17 protein-coding genes are annotated in these 25,084 nt (G+C 47.3%); 9 read left to right on the top strand and 8 right to left on the bottom strand.

What is annotated here, in order from left to right; translation table 11 throughout:
- Nucleotides 1–108 precede the first annotated feature (108 nt).
- From RCH83_RS09940 to RCH83_RS09925, 4 genes are all read right to left on the bottom strand, one after another.
- Nucleotides 109–882: an NUDIX domain-containing protein gene (locus RCH83_RS09940; RefSeq protein ID WP_306521525.1), complete on the bottom strand. Its 774-nt coding sequence runs from the start codon at nt 880–882 to the stop codon at nt 109–111.
- 68 nt (nt 883–950) lie between these two features.
- A complete protein-coding gene (locus tag RCH83_RS09935) occupies nt 951–2,153 on the bottom strand; it encodes an ABC transporter permease (RefSeq protein WP_306521523.1) in 1,203 nt (400 codons plus the stop codon).
- Nucleotides 2,154–2,939, bottom strand: a complete 786-nt coding sequence (locus RCH83_RS09930) for an ATP-binding cassette domain-containing protein (RefSeq protein WP_306521521.1) — start codon at nt 2,937–2,939, stop codon at nt 2,154–2,156. It abuts the gene before it with no gap.
- 32 nt (nt 2,940–2,971) lie between these two features.
- Entirely contained in the window at nt 2,972–3,853 is an 882-nt protein-coding gene (locus tag RCH83_RS09925) for a DUF3025 domain-containing protein (RefSeq protein ID WP_306521519.1), read from the bottom strand.
- A gap of 209 nt (nt 3,854–4,062) precedes the next feature.
- On the opposite strand from RCH83_RS09925, the gene asnB reads away from it, so the two are divergent.
- From asnB to fghA, 5 genes are all read left to right on the top strand, one after another.
- The gene (asnB, locus tag RCH83_RS09920) at nt 4,063–5,727 is read left to right on the top strand and encodes an asparagine synthase B (protein WP_306521517.1); all 1,665 of its coding nucleotides are present in this window, start codon (nt 4,063–4,065) and stop codon (nt 5,725–5,727) included.
- Nucleotides 5,728–5,992: 265 nt separating this feature from the next.
- On the top strand, nt 5,993–8,119 hold the full coding sequence (locus tag RCH83_RS09915; RefSeq protein WP_306521515.1) for a hypothetical protein: 2,127 nt from the start codon (nt 5,993–5,995) through the stop codon (nt 8,117–8,119).
- On the top strand, nt 8,116–8,364 hold the full coding sequence (locus RCH83_RS09910; protein WP_306521513.1) for a VF530 family protein: 249 nt from the start codon (nt 8,116–8,118) through the stop codon (nt 8,362–8,364). Before RCH83_RS09915 ends, RCH83_RS09910 begins: the two co-directional genes overlap by 4 nt.
- A gap of 73 nt (nt 8,365–8,437) precedes the next feature.
- Entirely contained in the window at nt 8,438–9,550 is a 1,113-nt protein-coding gene (locus RCH83_RS09905) for an S-(hydroxymethyl)glutathione dehydrogenase/class III alcohol dehydrogenase (protein WP_306521529.1), read from the top strand.
- A gap of 169 nt (nt 9,551–9,719) precedes the next feature.
- Entirely contained in the window at nt 9,720–10,562 is an 843-nt protein-coding gene (gene fghA / locus RCH83_RS09900) for an S-formylglutathione hydrolase (protein WP_306521511.1), read from the top strand.
- A gap of 100 nt (nt 10,563–10,662) precedes the next feature.
- On the opposite strand, the gene RCH83_RS09895 is transcribed toward fghA, so the two are convergent.
- The 4 genes from RCH83_RS09895 to RCH83_RS09880 all read right to left on the bottom strand — a co-directional run bounded on the left by RCH83_RS09895 (nt 10,663) and on the right by RCH83_RS09880 (nt 20,476).
- The gene (locus RCH83_RS09895) at nt 10,663–14,307 is read right to left on the bottom strand and encodes an EAL domain-containing protein (RefSeq protein ID WP_306521509.1); all 3,645 of its coding nucleotides are present in this window, start codon (nt 14,305–14,307) and stop codon (nt 10,663–10,665) included.
- 195 nt (nt 14,308–14,502) lie between these two features.
- Entirely contained in the window at nt 14,503–16,452 is a 1,950-nt protein-coding gene (locus RCH83_RS09890) for a methyl-accepting chemotaxis protein (protein WP_306521507.1), read from the bottom strand.
- 354 nt (nt 16,453–16,806) lie between these two features.
- A complete protein-coding gene (locus RCH83_RS09885) occupies nt 16,807–18,831 on the bottom strand; it encodes a S9 family peptidase (RefSeq protein ID WP_306521505.1) in 2,025 nt (674 codons plus the stop codon).
- Nucleotides 18,832–18,955: 124 nt separating this feature from the next.
- The gene (locus RCH83_RS09880) at nt 18,956–20,476 is read right to left on the bottom strand and encodes a fumarate hydratase (RefSeq protein ID WP_306521503.1); all 1,521 of its coding nucleotides are present in this window, start codon (nt 20,474–20,476) and stop codon (nt 18,956–18,958) included.
- A 243-nt stretch (nt 20,477–20,719) separates the two neighbouring features.
- On the opposite strand from RCH83_RS09880, the gene pabB reads away from it, so the two are divergent.
- From pabB to RCH83_RS09860, 4 genes are all read left to right on the top strand, one after another.
- Complete coding sequence (pabB, locus tag RCH83_RS09875) at nt 20,720–22,099, top strand: aminodeoxychorismate synthase component I (protein WP_306521501.1); 1,380 nt, start codon at nt 20,720–20,722, stop codon at nt 22,097–22,099.
- Nucleotides 22,100–22,108: 9 nt separating this feature from the next.
- Nucleotides 22,109–22,663: a CoA pyrophosphatase gene (locus RCH83_RS09870; protein WP_306521499.1), complete on the top strand. Its 555-nt coding sequence runs from the start codon at nt 22,109–22,111 to the stop codon at nt 22,661–22,663.
- Between the two features lie 304 nt (nt 22,664–22,967).
- On the top strand, nt 22,968–24,347 hold the full coding sequence (locus RCH83_RS09865) for an L-serine ammonia-lyase (RefSeq protein ID WP_306521497.1): 1,380 nt from the start codon (nt 22,968–22,970) through the stop codon (nt 24,345–24,347).
- A gap of 406 nt (nt 24,348–24,753) precedes the next feature.
- Nucleotides 24,754–25,056, top strand: coding sequence for an isoamylase early set domain-containing protein (locus RCH83_RS09860; RefSeq protein ID WP_306521495.1), 303 nt, complete (start codon nt 24,754–24,756; stop codon nt 25,054–25,056).
- The last annotated feature ends 28 nt before the right edge of the window (nt 25,057–25,084 follow it).

Below are 25,084 nucleotides of genomic sequence, written 5' to 3'. Positions count from 1 at the left end.
TGATTAAAATTCAAACAGCAGCCTCCGGCAATTTTGGTTAATTTTCAAGCACCACTTATCGCAAATTTATTAAGTTGATGTTTTTACGACAGATCTATTTTGGATTTTTTATTCATTTGCGACAGCGGGCAAAAAAATCTCATAGTCAGCCGCCGATTTCATATAACCCTCGACCTGGTGCGATACCAAACGCGACTGACTGACGGCAGACTTTAGAATTAACTTATTGTATAAACTTGCTTTTTCATCGTTAAAATAAGTTTCAACATCAAACCAGCGCACCTCGGCAATTTCATTTTCTGCCGCCTGTAAAGCTGTGGTTTGGGCATATAACTGACACACAATATAAAGGTTGGACGCGCCAAACTGGCCTTTGTGATGATGCCGCATACCAAGCACTGAATGAAAACTGGCAACAACACCGGTTTCTTCCAGTACTTCGCGCACTACGGCGCTGGCTAAATGCTCTTTTGACTCCACCATGCCACCCGGCAACTTAAAATAACCGGGTTTTTCGCCTGCAAGCGGTTGCTCTTTCACCATCAGCACTTGTCCGGTCGGCGACCAGACCAGCGCACCAACCCCAATACTATGAGTTGCCGCCAAAGGTAAATAGCTATTTTGCTGTAGTTTTTTTACCAGCATCAGCCGCTCTGGCTGGCAGTGGTGATAGGTAAAACCAAGCTTTAAAGCATCTGGAATGAAAGCGGCGCAGCTAGCAGGCAACTCAAGCCAGATCAGCTGATATTGCTGTTGCCACTGTGTGATACTTTGTGTCAGCCGCAGCCCGAACTCAGCAACTGCAATAGGCACAGAATCAACCACCAACTGCTCAGGCCCTATATAACAACCGCCATAAGCATTGACTACAGCTTTAAACATTGGGTTCTCCGGCAGTTTAGGGCGCAATAGGTGGCTGGCAGCAAAATGCACCGGCCACCGGCATAGGCTTAACGAAATAACACTTTTTCTTTTTGAAACCAGGACACACAAAAAGCAATGGCGCCAGCGGCTATCAACAAGGTTGAGCCAAGCACCGCGGCCAGCAGCAGGTAATCGATAGTGCCTTTCACCAATTCTTTAATTGATAAAGCCACATTCAGCACCGGTACCATAGCGGTTTTCCAGTTCAGCTCAACGCCTGGCAGAATAGCCACCACCAGCGGCATAAACACCACCATAGTGACTGGGCCAATGTAATTTTGCGCTTCTTTATAACTACGGGCGTAAATAGACAGGCTCAAAAGCATGGCGGCAAAAATGGCAGATAATGGCAACAACAAAGCTAAAATCAGCGTTAAGTCGATAAAACCTAAGGTTTCCATAGTCTTGGCAACCACATCCACACCGGCCATAGAGCCAATCAGATAACCCCAGCCGCCAAAACTGATCACTGTCAGCGCTGCCGACACTAAGCCTGTGGTCAGCACTGTTAAAAACTTGCCAAGCACAATAGCAGTGCGGCTGATGGGGCAAATTAACAAAGTTTCTAAAGTGCCCCGCTCTTTTTCACCAGCGCCTATATCCATGGCCGGGTAAGAAGCACCGGCCAGCACCAGTGGCACCAGTAAATAGGCGATAAAACCACCAATTTTTTCGCCGATATTTTCCCGGTTTTCGGCGGTATTTATCCGTTCTACTGTGACAGGCTCAAGCACTGCGGCCACTTTATCGCTACTGACCCCAAGGCCCGCCAGCTTGTCTTGTTGCAGCTTTTTACTGAAAGTTTTCAGCAAATCGTTAAAGTGTTTGGACACCATATCCAATTGCGACGAACTGTTATGAATAAGCTGCCATTTGCTTTGATTTAAGTTGTCTGCGCTTAAATCAAAATCGGCTGGAATCACAATAGCGACATCAAACTTATCATCGCGGATGGCCTGCTTTAAATCGCTGGCATCTGTGAGATCTGTCTCCACTTTTTTGAAGTTTTTATGATAAAACAAAGCATCGGCAAAGGCTGGCGCCCGCTCTGCATTAATAATTACATATCGATGCTCTTCTGCTTCAGCCTGACGGCTGACATTACTCATCACCAGTCCCATCAGGCCAAATAACAACGGGAAAATTAACAGCGGCAATAACACCACAAACATCAGCGTTTTTTTGTCACGCATCAACTCTAATAATTCTTTTTGATACACCTGCCACATTTACACTGCCTCCTTGTTAATCACCTGCAAAAATCCATCCCTTAAATCGCCTTCGGCTGTTAAAGCACGGAATTCCGCCAGACTGCCGTTAAAAGCACTGACACCGTCGTGAATCACCACCACCCGGTCACAAAGCGCCGCCACTTCATCTAAATGGTGGGTTGAAAAAATCACCGGTGTGCCTTGTTGTTTTAACGAACGGATAAAATCCAGCACAGTCTGCACCGTCATAATATCCAGGCCAGTGGTAGGTTCATCCAGAATAACCACTTTGGGTGAATGCACCACAGCGCGGGCAATGGCGGTTTTTTGCTTCATGCCAGTCGACATATTGTCGGCCCTTCTGTTGGCAAATTCGTGCATCTGCAACAGGGTAAAAAGCTCATCGATGCGTTGGTTCAGATCGTTTTCATTCATGCCATGCAAACGGCCAAAATAAGCCACATTTTCGCGGGCTGTTAAACGGCCATATAAACCAGTGCTGCTGGATAAAAAGCCAATACGCTTGCGGGCTTGCAGCGGCTTTTTAATCACATCCTGGCCATCAATCAGCACTGAGCCACTATCAGGTTGCAAAGCGGTAGATAACAAACGCAAAGTGGTGGTTTTGCCGGCACCATTAGGCCCAAGCAACGCCAGTACTTCACCTGCCTGACAGGAAAAACTCACATCACGCACCGAATGGAACCTGTCACCGCCAAAACGCACGTCATTTTTTTCGCTGTCCGACAGCTTGTGTTGTTTGCTAATGGCAAAAGCTTTTGCCAACTGCTTTATTTCAATCATCTCTACTCCCTGCTCCCAAAAACCGGCCACACTCACTTTGTGTTTGTTCTTTTTGGCCGAAAATAACTGGCATCCTGATAAAAATCAGCCACCTGATTGGCCGCATACCAACCCGGCACGCCCAATAAAGGCAAGGGCGTCAGCTGATTGTTTAGTTGCAAAATATCGTTGTTAGCAATTTGTTTACCAAGCTCAGTATCTATGAAATCAATACGTTGGCGCAACGGCCAATGAAAAAATTCCGTCTGAACCTCAATTGCCAGCATTTTGCCTGTTAAACCAATAAAAGGCCGGGTTGCCATTTCATAATTGGCGTGGCCAAAAATCATCGCCTGTAGCTGTGGTGTTGCATCCACGCCCTGCCATAACCGCCTGTTGTCGACAAAAGCGCTTTGCCACTGGTGCTGGCGCAAAGCTTCTATCACAGGCGCTGCCTGGTGCTGATAAAGTACCAGCACACCACACTCGTCCAATAACGTCAGTTTGTTACGAAGTTTGCTGCGTGTTTTTTGCCCATGCATGGCTATTTCAGCTATATGCAGCTGATTTAACAGCGTTTTTGTTTTAGGAAATAAACACCAAATCAAAGCACCAAAAAAGTCATGCCAGTTGTTTAATCTGGTTGGAATTTCTTTACGCTTAAAAATAAATTCTTCGTAATAACGGCCGTCTTGCTCCAGCAATAGAGTGTCGACAAAAGTAACCCCAGCATCTGGTGGCAACCAGCTGCTGAGCATTTGGGGAGATGGAAAATCTGTTTGTTGTGCTACCTCAAACAATAAGCTCAGATCGGCAAAAATCGGGTTCTGCAACCAGATGTTGAGATCCCAGGTTAAAGGCGCGGCAAAACGATTGTTTTTGCTGTCGGTATCTTTTATCTCAAGAGCCTGGTTTTTATCGGTATCTTTAGTCACAACCAAGCCTCATGTTCAGCACTTGCTTTGAAAAACCTGCGCTTTGCTGAAGGGCAGACTGAAAACTTCCGGCCACACTTACCTTTGAAATTTGGCAAAAAGCGCTTGCAATTTTTCTGGTTGCTGGCAGAGTCAGGTGAGTACGTCTGAACGTACATACTGCCAAATGAAATGTAATTTTTCGGATCAAATCTAACGGAGTTTTTATCATGTGTTCGATATTCGGGGTGCTTGACATCAAGACTGATGTTAAAGCCTTGCGCCAGCAGGCGCTACAGTTATCTAAGTTGTTACGTCATCGTGGTCCGGACTGGTCTGGAGTCTGGAATGACAATAATGCCATCCTCGTGCACGAGCGTCTGGCCATTGTAGATACTGAAAATGGCGCGCAACCTCTGATTAATCCGAATCGAAATCACATTCTGGCAGTGAATGGTGAGATTTATAATCACAAAAATTTAGAGAAAAATTTAACCGTCGACTATGAGTTTCAAACCAAGTCAGATTGTGAAGTGATTTTGCCTTTATACCTGGAGCATGGCGCCGGTTTTATCGACCAGCTACAGGGTATGTTTGCTTTTATTCTGTATGACGCTGAGCAACAAAGATATTTAATTGCCCGCGACCATATCGGCATTATCCCGCTTTATTACGGTTATGACGAACATGGCCAGTTGTATGTCGCGTCCGAGCTCAAAGCTTTAATTCCTGTGTGTAAACAGATGCAGGAGTTCCCCCCGGGGCATTATTTCGACAGCAAAATCGGCAAACTGGAAAAATACTATGCCCGTGACTGGCAAAGTTATGACGCGGTGAAAAACAACCCGGCCGATTTGGGCGAATTACGTGAAGCCTTAGAACAATCGGTGAAAAGCCATTTAATGTCAGACGTGCCTTATGGCGTATTGTTATCCGGCGGCCTCGATTCATCGTTAATTTCGGCTATTACGCAGCAGTTTGCGCGCAACCGCGTCGAAGATGACGGGAAATCTGAAGCATGGTGGCCAAGATTACATTCTTTTGCCGTTGGCCTTGCCGGTTCACCGGACTTAATTGCCGCCCGTAAAGTGGCAGATTCAATAGGCACAGTGCACCACGAAGTACATTTTACCGTGCAGGAAGGTATAGATGCTTTGCGTGATGTAGTGTATTTCCTGGAAACATACGATGTCACCACCATCCGTGCTTCGACGCCAATGTACTTAATGGCCCGTAAAATTAAAGCCATGGGTATTAAAATGGTGCTGTCCGGTGAAGGTTCGGATGAACTTTTTGGTGGTTATTTATATTTCCATAAAGCGCCCAATGCCAAAGAGTTCCACGAAGAAACCTTACGTAAACTCGACCGGTTGCATATGTTTGACTGCAACAGAGCCAACAAAGCCATGTCGGCCTGGGGTATTGAAGCGCGGGTACCATTTTTGGACAAGCACTTTATGGATGTGGCGATGCGCCTCAACCCTGAAGCCAAAATGTGTGGCAAAGGCAAAATGGAAAAACACATTTTGCGTCAGGCCTTTGATGGTTTATTGCCCGATGAAATTTTATGGCGGCAAAAAGAGCAGTTCTCAGACGGCGTGGGTTACAGCTGGATTGACAGCTTAAAAGCCTTTGCCGAAAAAGAAGTGACAGATCAACAAATGGCCACAGCCAACTTCCGCTTCCCGGTGAATACACCGGACAGCAAAGAAGGTTATTTATACCGCACTATTTTTGAAGAACACTTCCCACACAGCGGTGCCATTTCCTGTGTACCTGGTGGTAAATCCGTTGCCTGCTCTACCCCTGAAGCTTTGGCATGGGATGCCAAAATGGCAGAAATGACCGACCCTTCAGGCCGTGCAGTCAGAGATGTCCACGAACAGGCTTATTAATTTGTAAGATAAACAACGCATACAAAAAGCCCGCATGTGCGGGCTTTTTTACTATTAGTGCCCAGCCAATGGCGGAGTTATATCGTCATAAATAACAGATTTGCAGAGCAATAAATACCCAAAATGCCGTCTCAGACATTGGTCTTATTCCGCACACAATTCAGCGGCTTGGGTATGCCCTTCCCCCTTTTTCTGGTAAATTAGCGCCTTTGGTCAAGACACCACCATAATCTACGTCGAAGTAGCTAAGGCTGTTGAAAACAAGATGAAACTGAATTTTCGTTGTTGGTTGCTGGCATCTTTGATGTTTGCACCTGTTGTTGCCGTTGCAGAACAAGCATTAACCGGATTATGGGTCCGCGATTTGCAGCAACAAACTTTGGCTGATCCTCAAACTTCCGGCCTGACATGGCGCCATGATGAATTAATCAGCCTGGGTGATCAGAGCGCCAATCCGGCGTACCGGATGAAACTGTTTCGTATTAATGCAAAAACTGCCATTTTTAATCACGAACCTGTGCCTATTACTATTTCTGACAAAGTACGCAACAGCTGTTTTGGTGATTATCTGGTGAATTCGCCGGATTTAGAAGCACTGACCTGGGACAGAATTGACGATAAAACGCTGATCACAGTGACAGAAGATGCCAGCCGCGCCCAGCTAAGCCCGGCTTGCACCCGCAAGTTTGCCCAGACCAACTCCACTTTATACCCAACCTTATTGCTGAAAATCTCGCTGAATGACGATTTCACCAAAGCAGAAATCTCAGCAGTGCGACCAGTGCAATTCCCACAAGAATCGCAGGTGGGTAATTTGCCTAACGATGGTATTGAAGGCCTGGCGATAGATGACCATCAGAATTTATATCTGGCACTTGAAAAAAATGTAGCCACTAAACCGGCTATTTTTAAAACCCGCTTAACACCGGATTTTTGGGCCAAAGACAACTTTGTCAAAGTGATTGACGCCAATCTCACATTGCCACCACTTGATAATAAAGGCCATCCGATTAACGGCATCGACTTTTTGCCCAGCCCAATTCCGGGCCATCCGGGTTATCTGGTGGCAGTGGCACGTAACGACGACCAGCTTTGGATATTTGATTTAACTAACCGTGTCATTCCTTATGTGCAGCCATTGAGTTTTTATGTTGCCACCGATAATTCTGGCCTTTGCCCTGTTTATGAAAAAATGGTGCAAACGGCACTGGAAGGCATTGCGGTAAAAGACGGCCGGGTCTATCTGGTTAATGATCCATGGAAACAACACTATCCCGATAATATTCAGTGTGATGTAAATGCTGCATATTTCCAGAAAATGGCACCTCTGCTGTTTCAACTGCCGGTCGACCCACGTTGGTTTACGCTGGCAAGACCAAAACAACAAACGGCAGTGCCAGGCATCAGCGCTATGGCGCAAATTGACGCCGACCGTTATTTGTTGCTGCAGGACAAAAAAATTGATCAAGGTGGCGACAGACTTGGGGTGTTGCAACTGTCAGCCACTGGCCAACCGTCTTATCAGTCAGTATTTGTCACAGGTTGGCCGAATAATCAGCCAGCCAGCGATTTAGAATCGGCTTGTGCTTTGCCTGGCCGGTCCAACGAGTTTTTAATTGCTGAAAGTGGCAGCTGGCATGGTGAATTTGGCCGGTTGTTTCATATCAGGTTGTATCAAGGTTACGCCAACGTTCTGGCCAGTTTTCCGTTGCCTGTTGAACATGACAATAACAACGAAAAATCCGGCGATAACTTTGAGGGTTTAGTTTGTGTTACCAAAGCGCCGAACCGTTACCTGCTGGTGCTGGGTGAACGTGGTGGCAAAGGCAAAGCAGGCGCTTTATTGTGGGGCGAGTTTGACTTAGCGGCCGGTGCTATCAGCTGGAACCCTAACCGTCTGTCGGTGCAGGCGCCACAACCAGAACAAGCTGAACCTAAACAACGGGATATCGCCGATTTATATCTTGAATCCAATATACTTTGGGCCAGTGCTGTGCGCGAAAGTAGTAATGCCGGGCCTTTTAGCTCTTTTATTTATCAGGTTGCCTTATTAGATCCACAGGCTGCCCTGCCCGTCAATCTGATTGGCAGTAGTAAAATATACTGGCAAATTGATGGTTTTAAAGTAGAAGCTTTGGCAGCGCCAAGTCCTTTAGTGCCGGGGTCAAGTCTGGCCATAGGTACCGAAGATGAATGGCTGCACGGTGAATGGCGTGCTTTATTCCCGCCAGCAGGGCAGTCGGCAACAATACCTTTGCCTGCAGCACCAGACGCAACCATACCGGCAGCAAAATCATTATTACCGGCAGCCTCATTGCCAGCCACCCAGTTACCTGCAGCAGCTGGCAGCAAAACCGCTGCAACTGCCACTTCGGATAAGCCAAAAATATGACCGAACCAGTAAAATCCGAACAACCAAAAAACCCTTTGCATGGTTTTACACTGGAACAAATTTTAAATTTATTGCTGGCGCATTATGGCGGTTACCCGAGTTTAGCGAGGCAGATTAAACTGAAATGTTTTACTGAAAACCCAAGCGTAAAATCCAGTTTGAATTTTTTACGTAAAACCCCTTGGGCTCGCACTGAAGTAGAGCAGCTATTTATTCGTTTACGCTTGTATCAACACAAGCCTTAAGGTTTAGCACAACAACGCCCCGTATTCGTTTGAATACGCAGCGCTTGCCAAGATAAAGGACATTGCAATGCAAATGATTAAAACCCGTGCCGCCGTTGCCTGGGGACCAGGCCAGCCACTGACGATTGAAGAAGTGGATTTAATGCCACCGCAAAAAGGCGAAGTATTAGTGAAACTGGTGGCAACAGGTGTATGCCATACCGACGCTTATACGTTGTCTGGAGCAGACTCTGAAGGCAAGTTCCCTTGTATTCTGGGTCATGAAGGCGCCGGTATAGTGCAGGCCGTTGGCGAAGGTGTCACCAGCGTTGCTGTTGGTGACCACGTGATTCCGCTTTATACACCAGAGTGTGGCAAATGTAAGTTTTGTTTAAGTGGCAAAACCAATTTATGTCAGGCCATTCGTGTCACTCAGGGTCAGGGTTTAATGCCAGACGGCACCACCCGTTTTTCCAAAGACGGCCAGCCGATTTATCACTATATGGGCACTTCAACCTTCAGTGAATATACAGTGCTGCCGGAAATCTCTCTGGCAAAAATTAATAAAGCAGCGCCACTGGAAAAAGTCTGTTTATTAGGTTGTGGTGTTACCACCGGCATGGGCGCAGTGATGAATACCGCCAAAGTAAAAGCAGGTGACACTGTTGCCGTTTTTGGTTTAGGTGGTATTGGCTTATCGGCCATTATCGGCGCTGTGATGGCCAAAGCCAGCCGCATTATTGCCATTGATATCAACGAATCAAAATTTGATATAGCGCTGAAACTCGGCGCCACTGATGTAATTAACCCACAAAAGTTCGACAAGCCAATTCAGGACGTGATTGTAGAAATGACAGACGGTGGCGTCGATTTTAGCTTTGAATGTATTGGCAATGTGAATGTGATGCGCTCAGCCTTAGAGTGTTGCCATAAAGGCTGGGGTGAGTCGGTGATTATTGGGGTAGCCCCAAGTGGCGCCGAAATTTCCACCCGACCTTTCCAGTTGGTGACAGGCCGGGTCTGGCGTGGTACGGCATTTGGTGGTGTCAAAGGCCGCACTGAGCTGCCGGATTATGTGGAGCGTTATTTAAAAGGTGAGTTTGAACTCGATACCTTTATTACCCACACCATGCCACTGGAGCGCATTAACGACGCTTTTGATTTAATGCACGAAGGTAAATCTATCCGTACTGTCATTCATTATTAATCAATCAACACTGCGCTAACTAAAAGCAGCTTTGATAACGGATATAACATCAAGATGCCCAAAGGCCAGTTTTGCTGGCCTTTTTTATCGATAAGAGTTTCAACAAGGCCTTCTTTAGCAACAGCATTTTTAAAGCGTTTTTTTGCAAAAACACAAAACGGAGCAATCTATGAGTTTACAACTGGTCTCCAGTCAGCGTTGTTTTGGCGGTTTACAACAGCGTTATAACCACAGTTCCAAAGTGCTTAATTGCACCATGCAGTTTTCGGTATTTTTACCACCACAGGCAACACAAAACAAAGTACCGGCGCTGTATTGGTTGTCGGGCCTGACTTGTACTGATGAAAACTTCTCCAGTAAAGCCGGTGCTCAGCGTATTGCCGCCGAGCTTGGTATAGCGCTGATTATTCCTGACACCAGCCCAAGGGGCGCCGAAGTTGCAGACGCACCGGATGCTGCTTATGACTTAGGGTTAGGAGCCGGCTTTTATCTGAATGCGACCCAAGAGCCATGGGCCCGTCATTACCGGATGGACGATTATATTCAGCAGGAATTGCCGGCTTTGATAGAAGCTACACTGCCGGTTAATACAAAACGCGCTATCAGCGGCCATTCAATGGGCGGTCACGGCGCTTTGGTATTGGCACTGCGAGAGCCGCAAAACTATCTGTCGGTATCAGCTTTTGCACCTATCTGTAAACCAACGCAGTGTGATTGGGGCCGCAAAGCTTTTACTGCTTATTTAGGTGCTGATGAAAGCAGCTGGGCCGCTTATGACGCCAGCCTGCTGCTTACCAAATCCGGCAGCCAGCTGCCAATATTGGTCAGCCAGGGCGGTGACGATCAGTTTTTAGCCAATCAGCTTAAACCTGAGCAACTGCAACAAGCAGCTGTGGCCAGCAATACAGCACTGACTTACCAGCTACAGCCAGGCTACGACCATAGTTATTATTTTATCGCGACTTTTATTGAACAACATTTAAGGTTTCATGCAGCGTTCTTATTGGCTTAAAGTAATAATAAACACCACTACAATTTAGCAAAAAGCCAGACGATAACGCTGGCTTATGCTTGTGGCTAATCGCAACTTCAAAACTTGGAATGAACTCAAATCACAACCTGGATCGCAGCAACAACTCAAACTCAGCAGCCGGCAAGGGTTTGCTGCAATAATAACCCTGATAATAATCACAGCCGTGGGTGCGTAAAAACTCCAGCTGCTCTGGCTCTTCTACCCCTTCGGCCAGGGTTTTGAGTTTGAGTACTCGTGCCATTGAAATAATAGCGCTGACAATTTCGTTACTTTCATTATCCAGCGGCACATCATCGATAAAACTTTTATCAATTTTTAATACATCCAGCCGGTATTTTTTTAAATATGAAAAGGACGAATAGCCTGTGCCAAAATCGTCGATGGCAAGCTGGATGCCAAGCTGATGCAAAGTAAGCATGGTTGCAAATGCACTGTTTTCATTGGCCATAATGGCGCTTTCGGTCAGCTCAAGCTCGAGTAAGTGCGCCGGAAAACCGGTTTCATCCAGAATTTGTTGTACTGTTGCGGCTATATCGCCATGTGAAAATTGATGGGATGATAAATTGACCGCCAGTTTTAACGGTGGCAAACCTGCCGCCAGCCAGGCTGCCCCCTGAACACATGTTTGGCGCAGCACCACTTCACCAATAGCACTGATAAGGCCAGTGTCTTCGGCAATAGGAATAAAAACACCAGGGGCAACTAAACCCTGCTCCGGGCTTAACCAGCGCACCAGGGCTTCGGCCCCCATAATGGCACCGGTTTGTACATCGGTTTGTGGCTGGAAATAGACCACAAATTGCTGTTCAACAAGCGCGTTGCGCAGTTTGGATTCCATTTCTATCCGGGTGCGGGCGTATTGGGTTAAATCATCGGAATAATAGGCAAAACGGCCACGGCCCTGCTCTTTGGCTCTATACAAAGCTGCGTCGGCATTTTGTAACAACATAGCGCCTGCAGCACCGTGTTCCGGGTATATCGCAATACCGATACTGATACCAATACGCACTTCATTATTATTTGGTAGCAGCAGGGGTTGATTCAGTTCGTGAATAATGTCACTGGCCAAACGGCCGGCGTCTTCTTCATGCTCCAGCACCGGCAATAACACCATAAATTCGTCACCGCCAAAACGTGCCAGCGTATCTTCCGGCCGCAATTTGCCGGCAAGCCGCACAGCCACCATTTTTAACAGTTCATCACCTGCCGGATGGCCAAAACTGTCGTTGACATATTTAAACCTGTCTAAATCCAGCATCATCAAAGCAAACCTTTGTTGATGACGCATGGCCGCATCAATAGCACCGTCAAGCCGGCTTAACATCTTCAGTCTGTTGGGTAAACCTGTCAGCACATCATGGTGCGCCAGATATTCCAGCTCCTGTTGGGAGGCTTTCAGCTGGGTAATATCGGCAAATACCGCTACATAGTTTTTAATTTGTTGCTGATGGTCATAAATAGCGCTAATGCTGAGCAGTTCCGGGTAAATTTCGCCATTTTTACGCCTGTTCCAGATCTCCCCCTGCCAATGGCCGCTTTGTTGTAATTCCTGCCACATCTGCAGATAAAAGCTGCTGTCATGGCGTCCGGAGGAAAACATCGCCGGACTTTGTCCCAGCACTTCATGCTGTTCGTAACCCAGCATATCCAGCAAACTCTGGTTCACCTGCAAAATATTATTATTGGCATCTGTCACCATAATGCCCTCGCGGGTGCTGTCAAACACCACAGCGGCTTGCTGCAAGGAGTTTTCAAACTGCTGACGTTTTATGGCATTACCCAGGGTATCCGACAGTAATTTCAGGGTATCCAGCTCACTCTGGCTCCAGTGGTAGTCCACCTGATGGGTGGTAAAACCGATAAAACCCCACCATAAATCACCGCTCATCACTGGCAGTATGGCCAGACCCTGCACACCGTTCTGGCTGAGTAGCTGTTGGGTTTCGGGTGAAAAATCAGTGATGGGACCGGCCAGAATTTCGCCTTTGGCCAGTACCGACGCAATATTAACCTGCGACAGCATCTCTTGGTTCAAATGAACCAGATCCTGTTTCACCTGCTCTTGATGCGCGCGCCAGATCGCAAGTCGCCAGGCTTCAGTACCGCTGCTGTGATGCTGGCACTGATATAAAAACACAGTGCCAACCTGCATATGGTCAGCCAATGCCGGCAAATTTTGCCGGAATACCGCCAGCCAGTCGCTGTTTTGTAAAAACTGCTGGCTGACTGATGCCAGAGTTGCCATCAATTGTGCACGGCGGCGCAGATTTTTTTTGTACAACTGTCGTTCAGTAATGTCTTCAACACTAAGCAACAACACCGGTTCTGTGTCGCTGTCACTCTGTAATGCATAAATCGACAATTCAACCAACAATGCCGGCACTGATGGCCGAATTAAGGTGGCCTGCCAGGTCAGATGAAAATTATCCCTGGGTAAATCGCGTAAGGCTTTGACAAATGCCAGCCAGTCATCAACCTGCAACAGCTGGCGCAGTGGCAGTTCGCTCAGCTGTGCTGAATTTTTTAAAGTCATCTGCTCTAAACGCTGATTACTTTGCAGCAATACCAAATCGGCAAAACGCACAATCGCCATCCCAACAAAAGGCGAACTGAAAAAGGCTTTTTGCACACTGCTGCGTTCATGTTGTCTGGCTTGTAAAGTCAGCATATAAGCCAGCATCAGCTGGCGCCAATACAACAATAAACTCACCGACAATACGGTAAAAAGTACCAGGCTAACCAAGGATACCCAGGTGACTAAAGTGCGTACCGGAGCAAGCACCTCGTCTTTATTGATCCTGACTTTAAGCACCAGCTCTTGCCACAACCGCTGGTCAAGTACCAGCTCATCTTGCCCGGACTGATGCAACTGATGTTGTAATACCGCGCTCACCTGCACCCCGCTGTCGGGCCAGCTCAGTAGTTCAGGTAACACAAAATCATCCAGACGGCTTTGCAAACGTATTTGTACATCGGGCAACTGTGGCCAGTACAATTGCCAAATCAAGCGGCAATCGCGAAAACTGACTCTATCGGCACACCAGAGCTCTGGTTGTTCACTGTGCGCCCATTTTGGCGGTGTGACGCTGTGCCCCACACTGAACAATTGTTTATCTGCGGCATATAACTCAACCTGGCTAAAGGCATGTGAAGCCACCAGCGGTGACAGTCTGGCGCCGATATAAACCAAAGCATCTTTTTGCTGTTGCTTAACATAAAGGGTGAGCTGCTGCGCCAGCCCTAAATCGTGGCGCAAACTATTGATGTCAAACTGCCGCTCTTGCAACCATTGCCGGAAAAACTGCTGCTTTTGACTGAGCACTCTGACGCTGCTGTCACGAGTGGCAGCAAGTACCTGTTCACCATAAAGATTTTTTACCAGCAATGACAACACTGGTGATGACAACAGGATCAATAACAACAACCACAAAATACGTGCATGTTTCACTCTGGCAACTTTGAGGCTGGGTAATTCGAGGGATTTATCCAGGGTACGCTGCACCAGAAAATACAACAGCAGTGCACTGAGCACTATGTAGATCAACCCTTTGGCCAGTCCAAACCAGAACAATTGCGCTACCGGTAAACCGGCGCTGTCCAACAGGTAATCAGATAACAGGATCCAGCCCAGAGTAAATAAACTATAACTGGCAATAATGACAAACACAGACCGCCGCCGGTTCTGATGTTGCGATTGTTGCGAATGTGCAGAAGCAGAACTCATCAGCAAAAAGTTATCCTTTTAGCACCACAGTTAGCAGAACGTAAACCCAAAGCTGACAGTTGCCTATGCCAGTCTTGCTAAGGCGTTTAACTTGCCAAATGATAACGTAAATTGCGCCCATTAACACCTAAGTGCATGAAATTATTAATATCTTAAATTAAAGGTGCGGCGCTATTCCAACATAGCGCCTGCTGTTTACACTTTGAACTGACCTACAGTAGATCCCAATTCAGTGGCCAGGCCCAACAAACTGCGGGTACTGTGAGCCACCTCACTGATAGCGCTGCTGTTTTCTTCGGCTGCAGCACTGAGACTACTGATGCCGCGTGCCAGTGTGGCACTGACGCTGCTTTGTTCTTCTGCCGCCGTTGCCGTTTGTGCCATCAGCATTTTTAGCTGCAATAAACGCTGTTCAATATCATCCACCTGCAACTGCATCTGACTGGCTTCTGTTTTAGTGGTTTGGGCTATGACCACACATTCACCGCTACTTTGGTTCAGATGGCCGGACAATTGCAAAATCCCGCCAATCACACCACTGATGTCTTTAGTGGCAAGCTGTACTTTACCGGCCAGCTGCCTTACTTCGTCAGCCACAACAGCAAAACCCCGGCCTTGTTCGCCCGCACGTGCCGCTTCAATGGCCGCATTTAATGCCAATAAATTTGTTTGTTCGGCAATAGCGGTAATAACGCCCACCACGGCGGCAATTTGTTGACTGTCTTTATCCAGTTGCGACACGCCATGCTGGATTTGACTAAAAGCAGCCAGGGTATTGTCCAGACTGGCTGCAACATGGTGAATAGTTGTTGTCAGTTGCTGACCCGACTGCTGACAGGCATTTACTTCATCGGCGGCCTGGGTGGTATTACTGCCAATTTCAGACGCCGCATAACTCATTTCTTCAATCGCAGTTGCCAACATCTCAGTTTCGCGGGCTTGCAGTTGCATGCTGCCATCGGCCTGGGTCATGGCCGCTGAATTTTGTGCTGCGGCCATTTCCAGCGCCTGACCAACCCCCACCAGCTGTGCTATCAAGGTGCGCAACTGTTGCTGCATCCGTGCCAGCCAGCCCATCAGGCTGGACTGAGTAGCTCCGACAAGCGACATGGTGAGGTCGCCTTTAGCAATCACACTGGTCATCAGTACCATATCGTCTGGCTCGCCACCAAGGGGTGCCAGTACAAAACGACTGACAATTTTGGCGGCGATAAAAGCCAGCAACACAGCTACCAACACTATCGCCAGCCCAATCCACAACATACGCTGCGCCGGCGCCGCCACTTCAGCAACGTCAATTTCAGCCAGCAAAGCCCATTGCACACCAAATAAAGTCACGGGTGAATAAGCGGACACCACAGGATTCAGGTTGTAATCATCGATATACAACAAACCTTTTTGGCCTTGCAGGGCTGCCGCTGTTGCTGTTGTCTGTGCACCGTTTTTCGCCACATTACCGGCAAAAGAAGCCAATACAGTGCGGTTAACCGGATCAAGATAAGAATCAGACCGCATCCGCAAATCCGGCCCGACCAGATAAGTTTCACCACTTTGGCCCATGCCTTCACGCACCTGCATCACAGTATTAATGCGGTCAATGGACAATTGCACTGCCACCACCCAATCAGCAGCGCCACGGCCAGACCGCATGGCCATAAAAGCGGCGGCCTGACCATTGGAAGGTGCATAAGGAGCAAAGTCCTGCATCAGCAAAGGTTCGTTTGATGTTTTGACTCTTCGGTACAACAGACCCAGACCTGAGTCTTTATAAGGCCCATCCACCAGATTGCTTTGGTAATCAGCTTCACGGGCTACGCTGTACACTACAGTGCCTTGTGGATCAATCAGGAAAATATCGTAAAAACCAAGTTCAGCAGCCATTTTACTGAGCACAACGTCAAGACTGTTCACGTCAGTGCCCTGATTATTGTCGGCAACGGCCCGCACCGAAGTTAAACCTTTGGCAAAATCCTGAAATAAGGTTTCTACCTGCCGTTTTTTAATTTCCCGCACTGCAACCAGCTTGGCTTCAGCCTGGGCGAATAATTCAGCTCTGGCCAGCATGGTGACTGTGATAGTGGCAATTAACAGCGGTAATAAAGCGGTACATAAACTGATAAGTTTTATTTTTTGAGTAAAACGCATGACAAACTCCTTATGTCAAACGAGGGATTCCGGATCGGAACTGTGTCACCAGATGGGTGACAACATGGTGTTGCTAAAGATATATCACCCCAGCCCCTTTGCAACATAGGTAAGCAACTTTTTGTTTTACTGTGAATTTTTTCTGCCAGAACTCGAATTGGCCCGGCAAACAGATTTAAGGTCTGCTTGCATATTGCTGTGTTATGTAGTGCAGCAATATGCGGCGGTGCTGTTGTGACAGCCGAAGAATAGTGACACTGCACAAAGTTGTGCTGCAACTAGTTGGTTGTAAATAGTTGGCTGCAAAAAAAGCCCGCATAAAGCGGGCTTTGCCGGGCGAAAGGAACCAGTCGATTATTTTGCCGTTTGTTGCTTCATCCAGGCAAAAATTTCGTTGTACCAACGCTCAGCATTGGCCGGTTTTAAGATCCAGTGATTTTCATCCGGGAATAACACCAGTTTAGAGTCGATACCTTTACGCTGTAGTGTGGTAAAAGCTGCTAAACCCTGGGCGTAGGGCACACGGTAATCTTTTAAACCGTGAATAACTAACATCGGCGTTTTCCAGTTATCCACTAAAGCCGCCGGATTAAACTTGTGATAATCGGCTTCTTTGTTCCAGACCGGGCCACCCATATCATATTCCGGGAACCACAACTCTTCAGTGCTACCGTAAAAACTTGGCATATCAAATAAACCAGCGTGATTCACCAGGCATTTAAAGCCCGTTGGCCAGTTGCCGGCAATCCAGTTCATCATATAACCGCCGTAAGAAGCGCCAAGGGCACAGGCGTTGTTGCCATCAAGCCAGCTTTCTTTTTCGGTGATATAAGCCATACCTTTTTTTAAGTCTTCCAGTGGTTTACCACCCCAGTCGCGGCTGATGGAATCGGTAAAGGCCTGACCATAACCGGTTGAGCCGTGGAAATCGATCATCACCACACCATAACCCTGTGCTGCCCAAAGCTGCGCATTCCAGCGATAGTTAAACATATTGCCAAAGCTGCCTTGCGGGCCGCCGTGCACAATAAAAGCAACAGGGTATTTTTTGCCTTCCTGGTAATTCCAGGGTTTCATCCAATAACCATGAACAGTTTCTTCATTGGCGCCGGGGAAACTAAACTGGGCAAATTCAGCAAACTGAATGTCTTTTAAATTTTCAGCATTAATGCGGGTTAAAGCTTCCGCCTGACCCGACTCGCCTTTGACCTGATAAATATCCATAGGTGAGTTCAGGCTGTGATTGACAAACACTACTTTGCCAGCGGCTACATTCAGGCTGCCGGCACTACCGTCACCATACACTTTAGACACATCACCAAAGGCGCTGTTAATGGCAAAAATGCTCTTTTGGCCAACATCCTGCGCTGTCACATATAAAGTACGGTTATCCGGGCCAAACAAATATTCATCCACTGATCTGTCCCAATCCTGGGCCAGCTCTTTACGCTCACCTGTAACTAAATCCAGCAACATCAAACCAAAACGGTCGGCTTCAAAACCTGGTTTTTTCATCGCCAGATAAGCCATATAACGGCCATCTTTAGAAAAGGCCGGTTTAGCATCCCAGGCCGGATTGTCTTTAGTCAGGTTAATTTTTTCGCCGCCGGCTAGAGCCACCTGAAAAATATCAAAGTTGGTGTGCCAGGCCTGATCTTTGGCTGGAATTTTGGCGCTGAATACCAGGTTATTGCCATCCGGCGTAAAGGCCGCTTCGGCAACGCCTGCCACATCGGTATTCCACTCTGGCATTAAATCGCGGGCGTCTGTCACTTTTTTGCCGGTTAAATCCGCGACAAAAAAGTGTTGTTTAAATTCGTCTTCAAAAGTATCCCAATGGCGCACCATTAATTGGTCATACACCATGGCAGTGTCTTTTTTATCGGCTTTTAGTTTTTGTGCTGTCACAGTGCAGGCAATATCGCCACAACCTGGTTTGACATCCAAAGTCAGCACCAGCTTTTTGTTATCGCTTGACACCAGATAACCTTGTACATCCAAAGGTAAATCAGTCACTTGCTGCGCTTCACCACCACCAAGCGGTAAACGCCACAGCTGAGTTGTGCCACTGCGGTCTGTTAAAAAATATAAGCTGGCATCGTCGCTGCTGAATTTGACTGAATGTTCTTTGCTGTCGCTTTCAGTCAGGCGTTTGACTTTGTTGCCGTCAGATAAATCCATCAGGTATAAATCTGCAGTGCTGTCGGCCGGTGCTAAACCGCCATTTTTCTGGCCATAGACCAGGTAACGGCCGTCGGAAGACAACACTACATCATACAGTTTATTCAGTTTATTTAAGTGTTCGATGGTTAAAGGCGTTTTGGCCTGGGCTGCGCCGCTTAATAAAGCCGCGACTAAAATTCCCCATGCTTTTTTCATATTATGTCTCCCTGAAATAACAACTCTGCTGCTGATTTGTGCCAACAACAAAGCTGCTGAATATAGTGATGTGCAGACCCTGACGCGCAATGTCAGAGTCTGGCTTCGCGAAATATGGTGTTTGTTATTGTGCCTCAAGCTCGCCGATTTTTACTTTCCAAATCGCAGGGCCTTGTTTATGTACGTTATTTCCCTGGCTGTCAACGGCAACTGTCACCGGCATGTCCACTACATCAAACTCATAAATCGCTTCCATACCTAAATCGGCAAAAGCAACAACACGGGCTTGTTTAATGGCTTTAGACACCAGATAAGCAGCACCACCCACCGCCATTAAATACACGGCTTTGTGCTGGCGGATGCTCTCAACAGTGGCATCACCACGCTCAGATTTACCAATCATGCCAAGGAGGCCGGTTTGACCTAACATCATCTCGGTAAATTTATCCATGCGCGTAGCTGTGGTAGGACCGGCAGGCCCCACAACTTCATCACCTACAGCATCCACAGGGCCGACGTAATAGATAAATTTATTTTTAAAATCAACGCCTTCTGGCAAACCTTGGCCAGCAGCCAGCATATCGGCAATACGTTTGTGCGCAGCGTCGCGGCCGGTCAGCATTTTGCCCGACAACAACACAGTTTCACCGGCTTTCCAGTCCAGCACATCAGCTGGCGTGACCGTATTTAAATCCACACGGCGTACATTGGCACCCAGCTCCCAGGTTACTTCCGGCCAGTCTTCCAGTTTTGGCACTGGTAAATGGGCCGGGCCTGAACCATCTAAATGGAAATGCACATGACGGGTGGCGGCGCAGTTGGGGATCATCACCACAGGTTTTGAAGCAGCATGTGTTGGCGCTGATTTAATTTTCACGTCTACTACTGTGGTTAAACCACCTAAACCCTGGGCACCAATACCCAGTTTGTTTACTTTTTCATAAAGCTCTAAACGCAGTTTTTCTTCACCGGTTTGTGCGCCTTTTTCAATCAGCTCCTGAATATCCACCGGCTCCATCAGTGCTTCTTTGGCAAGCACTGCGGCTTTTTCGGCAGTGCCGCCAATACCAATGCCCAGCATGCCTGGTGGACACCAGCCTGCACCCATTTTTGGTAAGGTTTCCAGCACCCACTCCACCACAGAGTCAGACGGGTTTAACATCACCATTTTGGTTTTGTTTTCACTGCCACCACCTTTAGCGGCAATAGCAACTTCCACATGATGACCGGCCACCATATTGATATGCACTACGGCTGGTGTGTTGTCTTTGGTGTTTTTACGGGAACCGGCAGGATCGGCAACAATGGAGGCGCGCAGCGGGTTGATTGGGTTCATATAAGCACGGCGGGTGCCTTCATCGACCATTTGCTGAATGGTCATATCGGTTTTGTCCCATTTGACGTCCATACCAATATTGACAAAACAGGTGACAATACCAGTGTCCTGGCAAATAGGTCTGTGGCCTTCAGCCGACATGCGGGAGTTGATCAGAATTTGTGCAATGGCATCTTTGGCGGCCTGATTTTGTTCTTTGTGATAGGCCTTTTCCAAAGCCTGGACAAAATCCAGCGGGTGATAAAAAGAGATGTATTGCAATGCATCTTCGATGCTGTCGATAAAGTCTTGTTGGCGGATCACGGTCATGCTATGCCCTCGAGCGTCTGGTTCATGGTGCAGTAGACTAAACACAACAACTGCACCTTTGGAGGCTGGCGCCGGTGCTTGCTTCACCGGTGCTGCGCTGTTCTTTTTAAGCAGGGCTGGTATCATAACGCGCATCAAATGCAGCGGCTAGTCATAGCAAGGTCAAACTGCGGTTAAAACCGGCAAATCGATAAACTGAGCCCCAACCGCTGCGCTGCCTTATAAAGATTGAGAACTTTTCTGATGTCTGTGTTGTTATTACCCGATGCGCCCGACTCCTTGGTTGAGCTTTTTGCACCTTTGCAAAAGCTGCCTTTTGCCATGCTGCTCGATTCAGCCGCCAAGCAGCATGTCAACAGCAGGTATGACATTCTGGTGTGTGAGCCCCTGGTAACGCTGCAAGCAAAAGGTAAAAGTTGCACTGTTGCCACGCCGGACGGGCAATACCAGACAGAAGCTGACCCTTTTGTATTGTTAAAGCAGCTGCAGCAACAATGGTTAGGGGGTATACAGCAAGCCGACACCCACTTACCTTTTATCGGTGGGGCTTTAGGTTTTGCCGGTTATGACGCCGGCCGGGTGATTGAAGATTTACCGCAAACAGCCGCCGACGATATAGCTCTGCCCGATTTTTGTTTTGGTTTGTACCCCTGGGCGCTGGTGCTGGATAAACAGCAGCAACAACTGTGGTATGTCGATTGCCGTGGTGATGCGTTAAATCGCTGGCCGACACAACAAGCCTGGCTGCAACAAAAACAACAGGAATTCGCAAAGCAGCAAAACAACGGTTTTGCACTAACGTCCGACTGGCAAGCCAATATGGACCCGCAGCAATACCAGCAAAAATTTGAACAAATTCAGGCCTATTTACAAAGTGGCGATTGTTATCAGATTAATCTGGCGCAGCGTTTTAGCGCAGGTTATCAGGGTGATGAATGGCAGGCTTATCTGAAGCTCAGAGCCAGCAATGCCGCACCATTTTCTGCTTTTATCCGTATCCCACAAGGGGTTGTGCTGTCGATATCACCAGAGCGTTTTATTGAGTTGGTTGGCAATCAGGTAGAAACCAAACCTATTAAAGGCACCAAAAGCCGTTTTGCCGATAAAGAGCTGGATGCACAAAGTGCAAAAGCGTTGCAAGAATCGGCCAAAGACAGAGCCGAAAACGTGATGATCGTGGATTTACTCAGAAACGATTTAGGCAAAGTTTGTACCCCGGGCACCGTCAAAGTACCAAGCCTGTTTGCCATTGAGTCTTTTCCTGCGGTGCATCATTTGGTCAGCACTATCACCGGTGAATTAAAAGCAGAATATCAGGCAGCCGATTTATTAAGAGCGGCTTTTCCGGGCGGCTCTATTACCGGCGCGCCTAAAGTGCGGGCTATGGAAATTATTGAAGAGCTGGAGCCCTGCCGTCGTTCTGTTTATTGCGGCAGTATTTTGTATATCAGCCAACAGGGCCATATGGACAGCAATATTGCCATCCGTACGCTGATTTGTGTTGACGGCAACATCCATTGTTGGGCCGGTGGAGGTATTGTCGCCGACTCCACTTATGTCAGTGAATATCAGGAAACCTTTGATAAAGTTGGCAAAATTCTGCCAGTGTTAAGCGAGGTTTAACGGGGCCTTATGCATTTTGCCGAGTTTTACCCGCGTTTTTTACTGCGTCAACAAACAGCGGCAATTTCAGCAACTGCCAATGCCGCTGTGATGTTGTTGTTGTGGCCTGAGCAAGACGGCCTGAAATTATTATTAACCCGCAGAGCCCAACATTTGCGCCATCATCCGGGGCAAATCAGCTTACCTGGTGGCAAAATTGAAGCCGGTGAAAGTGCAGCTCAGGCAGCACTTCGTGAAACCGAAGAAGAAGTGGGTGTAAAAGCAAAGCACATTCGTTTGTTAGGCTCCCTGCCCCTTATTAATACCAGCACAGGTTTTATCGTGTCGCCCTGGCTTGGTTTTATCACACAAAAACCGGATTTTTGTATTCAGCATGCGGAAGTGGACAGTTTAATTGAACTGCCGCTGGAGGTCGCTTTGGCAGAGCACAGGCGCACCAGCTTATGGTTTGAACGGAAAAACCACAAACAACTGCTGCATTTTATTCCTTATGACGGTGCTTTAATCTGGGGCGCTACTGCCGCTATTTTTCACCAGCTTTCCCGTCAGACGATGGATAATTAAATGTATTTTTTGTTCAGCTTTTACGCTGGATTTTGTTTTCTGTTTTGCTACTGGCATTAAATTAATGAATCATATCAAAGGAAAAACACCAGTCCAGATACAGTTTCCACATCCTTTTTTATACCTCTAAAACCAATAAATCCGCGCTTATTCTGCAAAAACATCCATTAATGCAGCTAATACTTGCCATTAGTTCAATTAAGGCAAAATATAATCAGCACTGACCAGTTACCTGCTGACTTACAGAATCAGATTGCTTGGGCTACAATGGCGCCACAACAACAGTCTGAGTAGTAAAATTTCTATGATCATCAGCGCTTTTGATATGTTCAGCATAGGTATTGGCCCATCCAGCTCTCACACAGTGGGCCCAATGCGCGCCGCCAAAATTTTTACCGACAATCTGATAGCCGCCAACTTAATTGACAAAGTAACCAGCATCAAAGCAGAGTTATTTGGCTCTTTAGGCCAAACCGGTATTGGCCACGGCACCGGCAAAGCGGTGATTTTAGGTTTGTCTGGTTATCTACCGGAAAACTGCGATCCGGATCTGATCCCTGGTTTATTAAAGCAAGTTGATGAATCACAACAAATTCTGCTGCATGGCACTCATGCGGTCAGCTTCCCGCGCGAAGGCGCTATTGTGTTTCATCGCCGTAAAACTTTAAAAGAACACAGTAACGGTATGGAGCTGATTGCTTATGCCGGCAAAGATGTCGTGTTTAGCGAAATTTATTTTTCTATTGGTGGTGGTTTTATTGTTAAAGCCGAAGACTTTGACAACGAAAAAAAGGCCGCCAGCCAGTTTGCCGCTGACAATCCGCCACCATTTCCGTTTAACAGTGGTGCTGAATTACTCAAACTCTGCAAAGAAAATGGTTTGTCTATTGCTGCGCTGATGATGGAAAACGAAAAAGTACTGCGTTCTGAAGCACAAATTCAGCAGGAACTCGGACTGATTTGGCAAACCATGTATAGCTGTGTGCAACGTGGTATGAAAACCGAAGGTATTCTGCCTGGTGGCCTGAAAGTAAAACGCCGTGCTCCTGCCTTGCACCGCCAGTTGATGGCAGAAAAAAGTGCTGATCCATTACAAGCCATGGACTGGGTGAATTTATTTGCGCTCGCCGTTAACGAAGAAAACGCCGCTGGTGGCCGGGTAGTAACAGCACCAACCAACGGCGCCGCCGGTATTATTCCGGCGGTACTGATGTATTACGACAAATTTATTCAGCCGGTGACACCGGATATTTATACCCGTTATTTACTGACCGCTGCCGCTATTGGCATCTTGTATAAGAAAAATGCATCTATTTCCGGTGCTGAAGTAGGTTGTCAGGGTGAAGTGGGTGTTGCCTGCTCTATGGCGGCTGGTGCTTTAACCGAAATTCTCGGTGGCTCTGTGGATAACGTGGAAAATGCTGCTGAAATTGGCATGGAGCACAATCTGGGTTTAACCTGCGACCCTGTAGGTGGTCTGGTGCAGGTGCCTTGTATTGAACGTAACGCTATGGGCGCGGTGAAAGCCATTAATGCGTCGCGTTTAGCTGTGCGCGGCACAGGCGAGCACAAGGTATCGCTGGATAAAGTGATTAAAACCATGTGGGACACAGGCCGCGATATGCAAAGTAAATATAAAGAAACGTCCCGTGGTGGTTTAGCGGTGAATATCATCGAGTGTTAAACCAGCATTCAGCTTAAAAAAACCGCCCTCAGGCGGTTTTTTTATTGTCAATTTTAAACGGGCGCCGATGAAGGTGGTTTTTACTTGAATGATTTCAGCTTTGCCTGAACCAAAGGTTCCTTTCCAATGCTAGTCCGGCTGCAAAGCAGCGTGCTGACGCAACACCGAAAGTTAAATAAGGCTAAAGCAACAAGCCCGAAGATAAGATTGTCAGCCAAAAGGTTTTATTCCGGCTAAAAAAGGTATTTAACGCTGTTGGCATCCCTATTGAATTTCAGCATACGTTTGCATTTCGCTGCTGAATCATTTGTATTTTTTTTGGTCACATTTTTGTGCTAGCTTTGAAAGGTTCCGCCACAAGGCATGGAACCATGGGCTAAAGACGTATCACCAAAAGGAGCAGGAAATGTCGATCAGTAAACAATATCTGAAAACCAAACCAGCATGTAAAGTGACTTTCGTCGTGCCCAAAGAACAAGCGGCCAGTGCCGCCACTGTTGCAGTTCTGGGTGAATTTAATGATTGGCAGGCATTGGCAATGAAAAAGCAGAAAAATGGCGATTTCAGCACCACGCTGACCTTGCCTACAGCGCAGGAATTCCAGTTCCGTTATCTAATTGATAATGACAATTGGTGCAACGACAATGAAGCTGATGCTTTTGTGCCTTCGCCTTTATCTTATGATCAAAATTCTGTCCTGCGTCTGTGACGCAGGATAGTTTTATGTTTTGCTTTAG

It is taken from the genome of Rheinheimera sp. (assembly GCF_030824435.1).
GTDB lineage: Bacteria > Pseudomonadota > Gammaproteobacteria > Enterobacterales > Alteromonadaceae > Pararheinheimera.
This window is presented reverse-complemented; position numbering and strand designations above follow the sequence as displayed.

What these genes read in the sequence shown, in the direction of transcription:
- RCH83_RS09910 (WP_306521513.1), top strand. Translation starts at nt 8,116, where the DNA reads ATGACCGAACCAGTAAAATCCGAACAACCAAAAAACCCTTTGCATGGT.
- RCH83_RS09880 (WP_306521503.1), bottom strand. Translation starts at nt 20,476, where the DNA reads ATGACCGTGATCCGCCAACAAGACTTTATCGACAGCATCGAAGATGCA.
- RCH83_RS09915 (WP_306521515.1), top strand. Translation starts at nt 5,993, where the DNA reads ATGAAACTGAATTTTCGTTGTTGGTTGCTGGCATCTTTGATGTTTGCA.
- RCH83_RS09895 (WP_306521509.1), bottom strand. Translation starts at nt 14,307, where the DNA reads ATGAGTTCTGCTTCTGCACATTCGCAACAATCGCAACATCAGAACCGG.
- asnB (WP_306521517.1), top strand. Translation starts at nt 4,063, where the DNA reads ATGTGTTCGATATTCGGGGTGCTTGACATCAAGACTGATGTTAAAGCC.
- fghA (WP_306521511.1), top strand. Translation starts at nt 9,720, where the DNA reads ATGAGTTTACAACTGGTCTCCAGTCAGCGTTGTTTTGGCGGTTTACAA.
- RCH83_RS09885 (WP_306521505.1), bottom strand. Translation starts at nt 18,831, where the DNA reads ATGAAAAAAGCATGGGGAATTTTAGTCGCGGCTTTATTAAGCGGCGCA.
- RCH83_RS09865 (WP_306521497.1), top strand. Translation starts at nt 22,968, where the DNA reads ATGATCATCAGCGCTTTTGATATGTTCAGCATAGGTATTGGCCCATCC.
- RCH83_RS09935 (WP_306521523.1), bottom strand. Translation starts at nt 2,153, where the DNA reads ATGTGGCAGGTGTATCAAAAAGAATTATTAGAGTTGATGCGTGACAAA.
- pabB (WP_306521501.1), top strand. Translation starts at nt 20,720, where the DNA reads ATGTCTGTGTTGTTATTACCCGATGCGCCCGACTCCTTGGTTGAGCTT.
- RCH83_RS09870 (WP_306521499.1), top strand. Translation starts at nt 22,109, where the DNA reads ATGCATTTTGCCGAGTTTTACCCGCGTTTTTTACTGCGTCAACAAACA.
- RCH83_RS09940 (WP_306521525.1), bottom strand. Translation starts at nt 882, where the DNA reads ATGTTTAAAGCTGTAGTCAATGCTTATGGCGGTTGTTATATAGGGCCT.
- RCH83_RS09860 (WP_306521495.1), top strand. Translation starts at nt 24,754, where the DNA reads ATGTCGATCAGTAAACAATATCTGAAAACCAAACCAGCATGTAAAGTG.
- RCH83_RS09905 (WP_306521529.1), top strand. Translation starts at nt 8,438, where the DNA reads ATGATTAAAACCCGTGCCGCCGTTGCCTGGGGACCAGGCCAGCCACTG.
- RCH83_RS09890 (WP_306521507.1), bottom strand. Translation starts at nt 16,452, where the DNA reads ATGCGTTTTACTCAAAAAATAAAACTTATCAGTTTATGTACCGCTTTA.
- RCH83_RS09930 (WP_306521521.1), bottom strand. Translation starts at nt 2,939, where the DNA reads ATGATTGAAATAAAGCAGTTGGCAAAAGCTTTTGCCATTAGCAAACAA.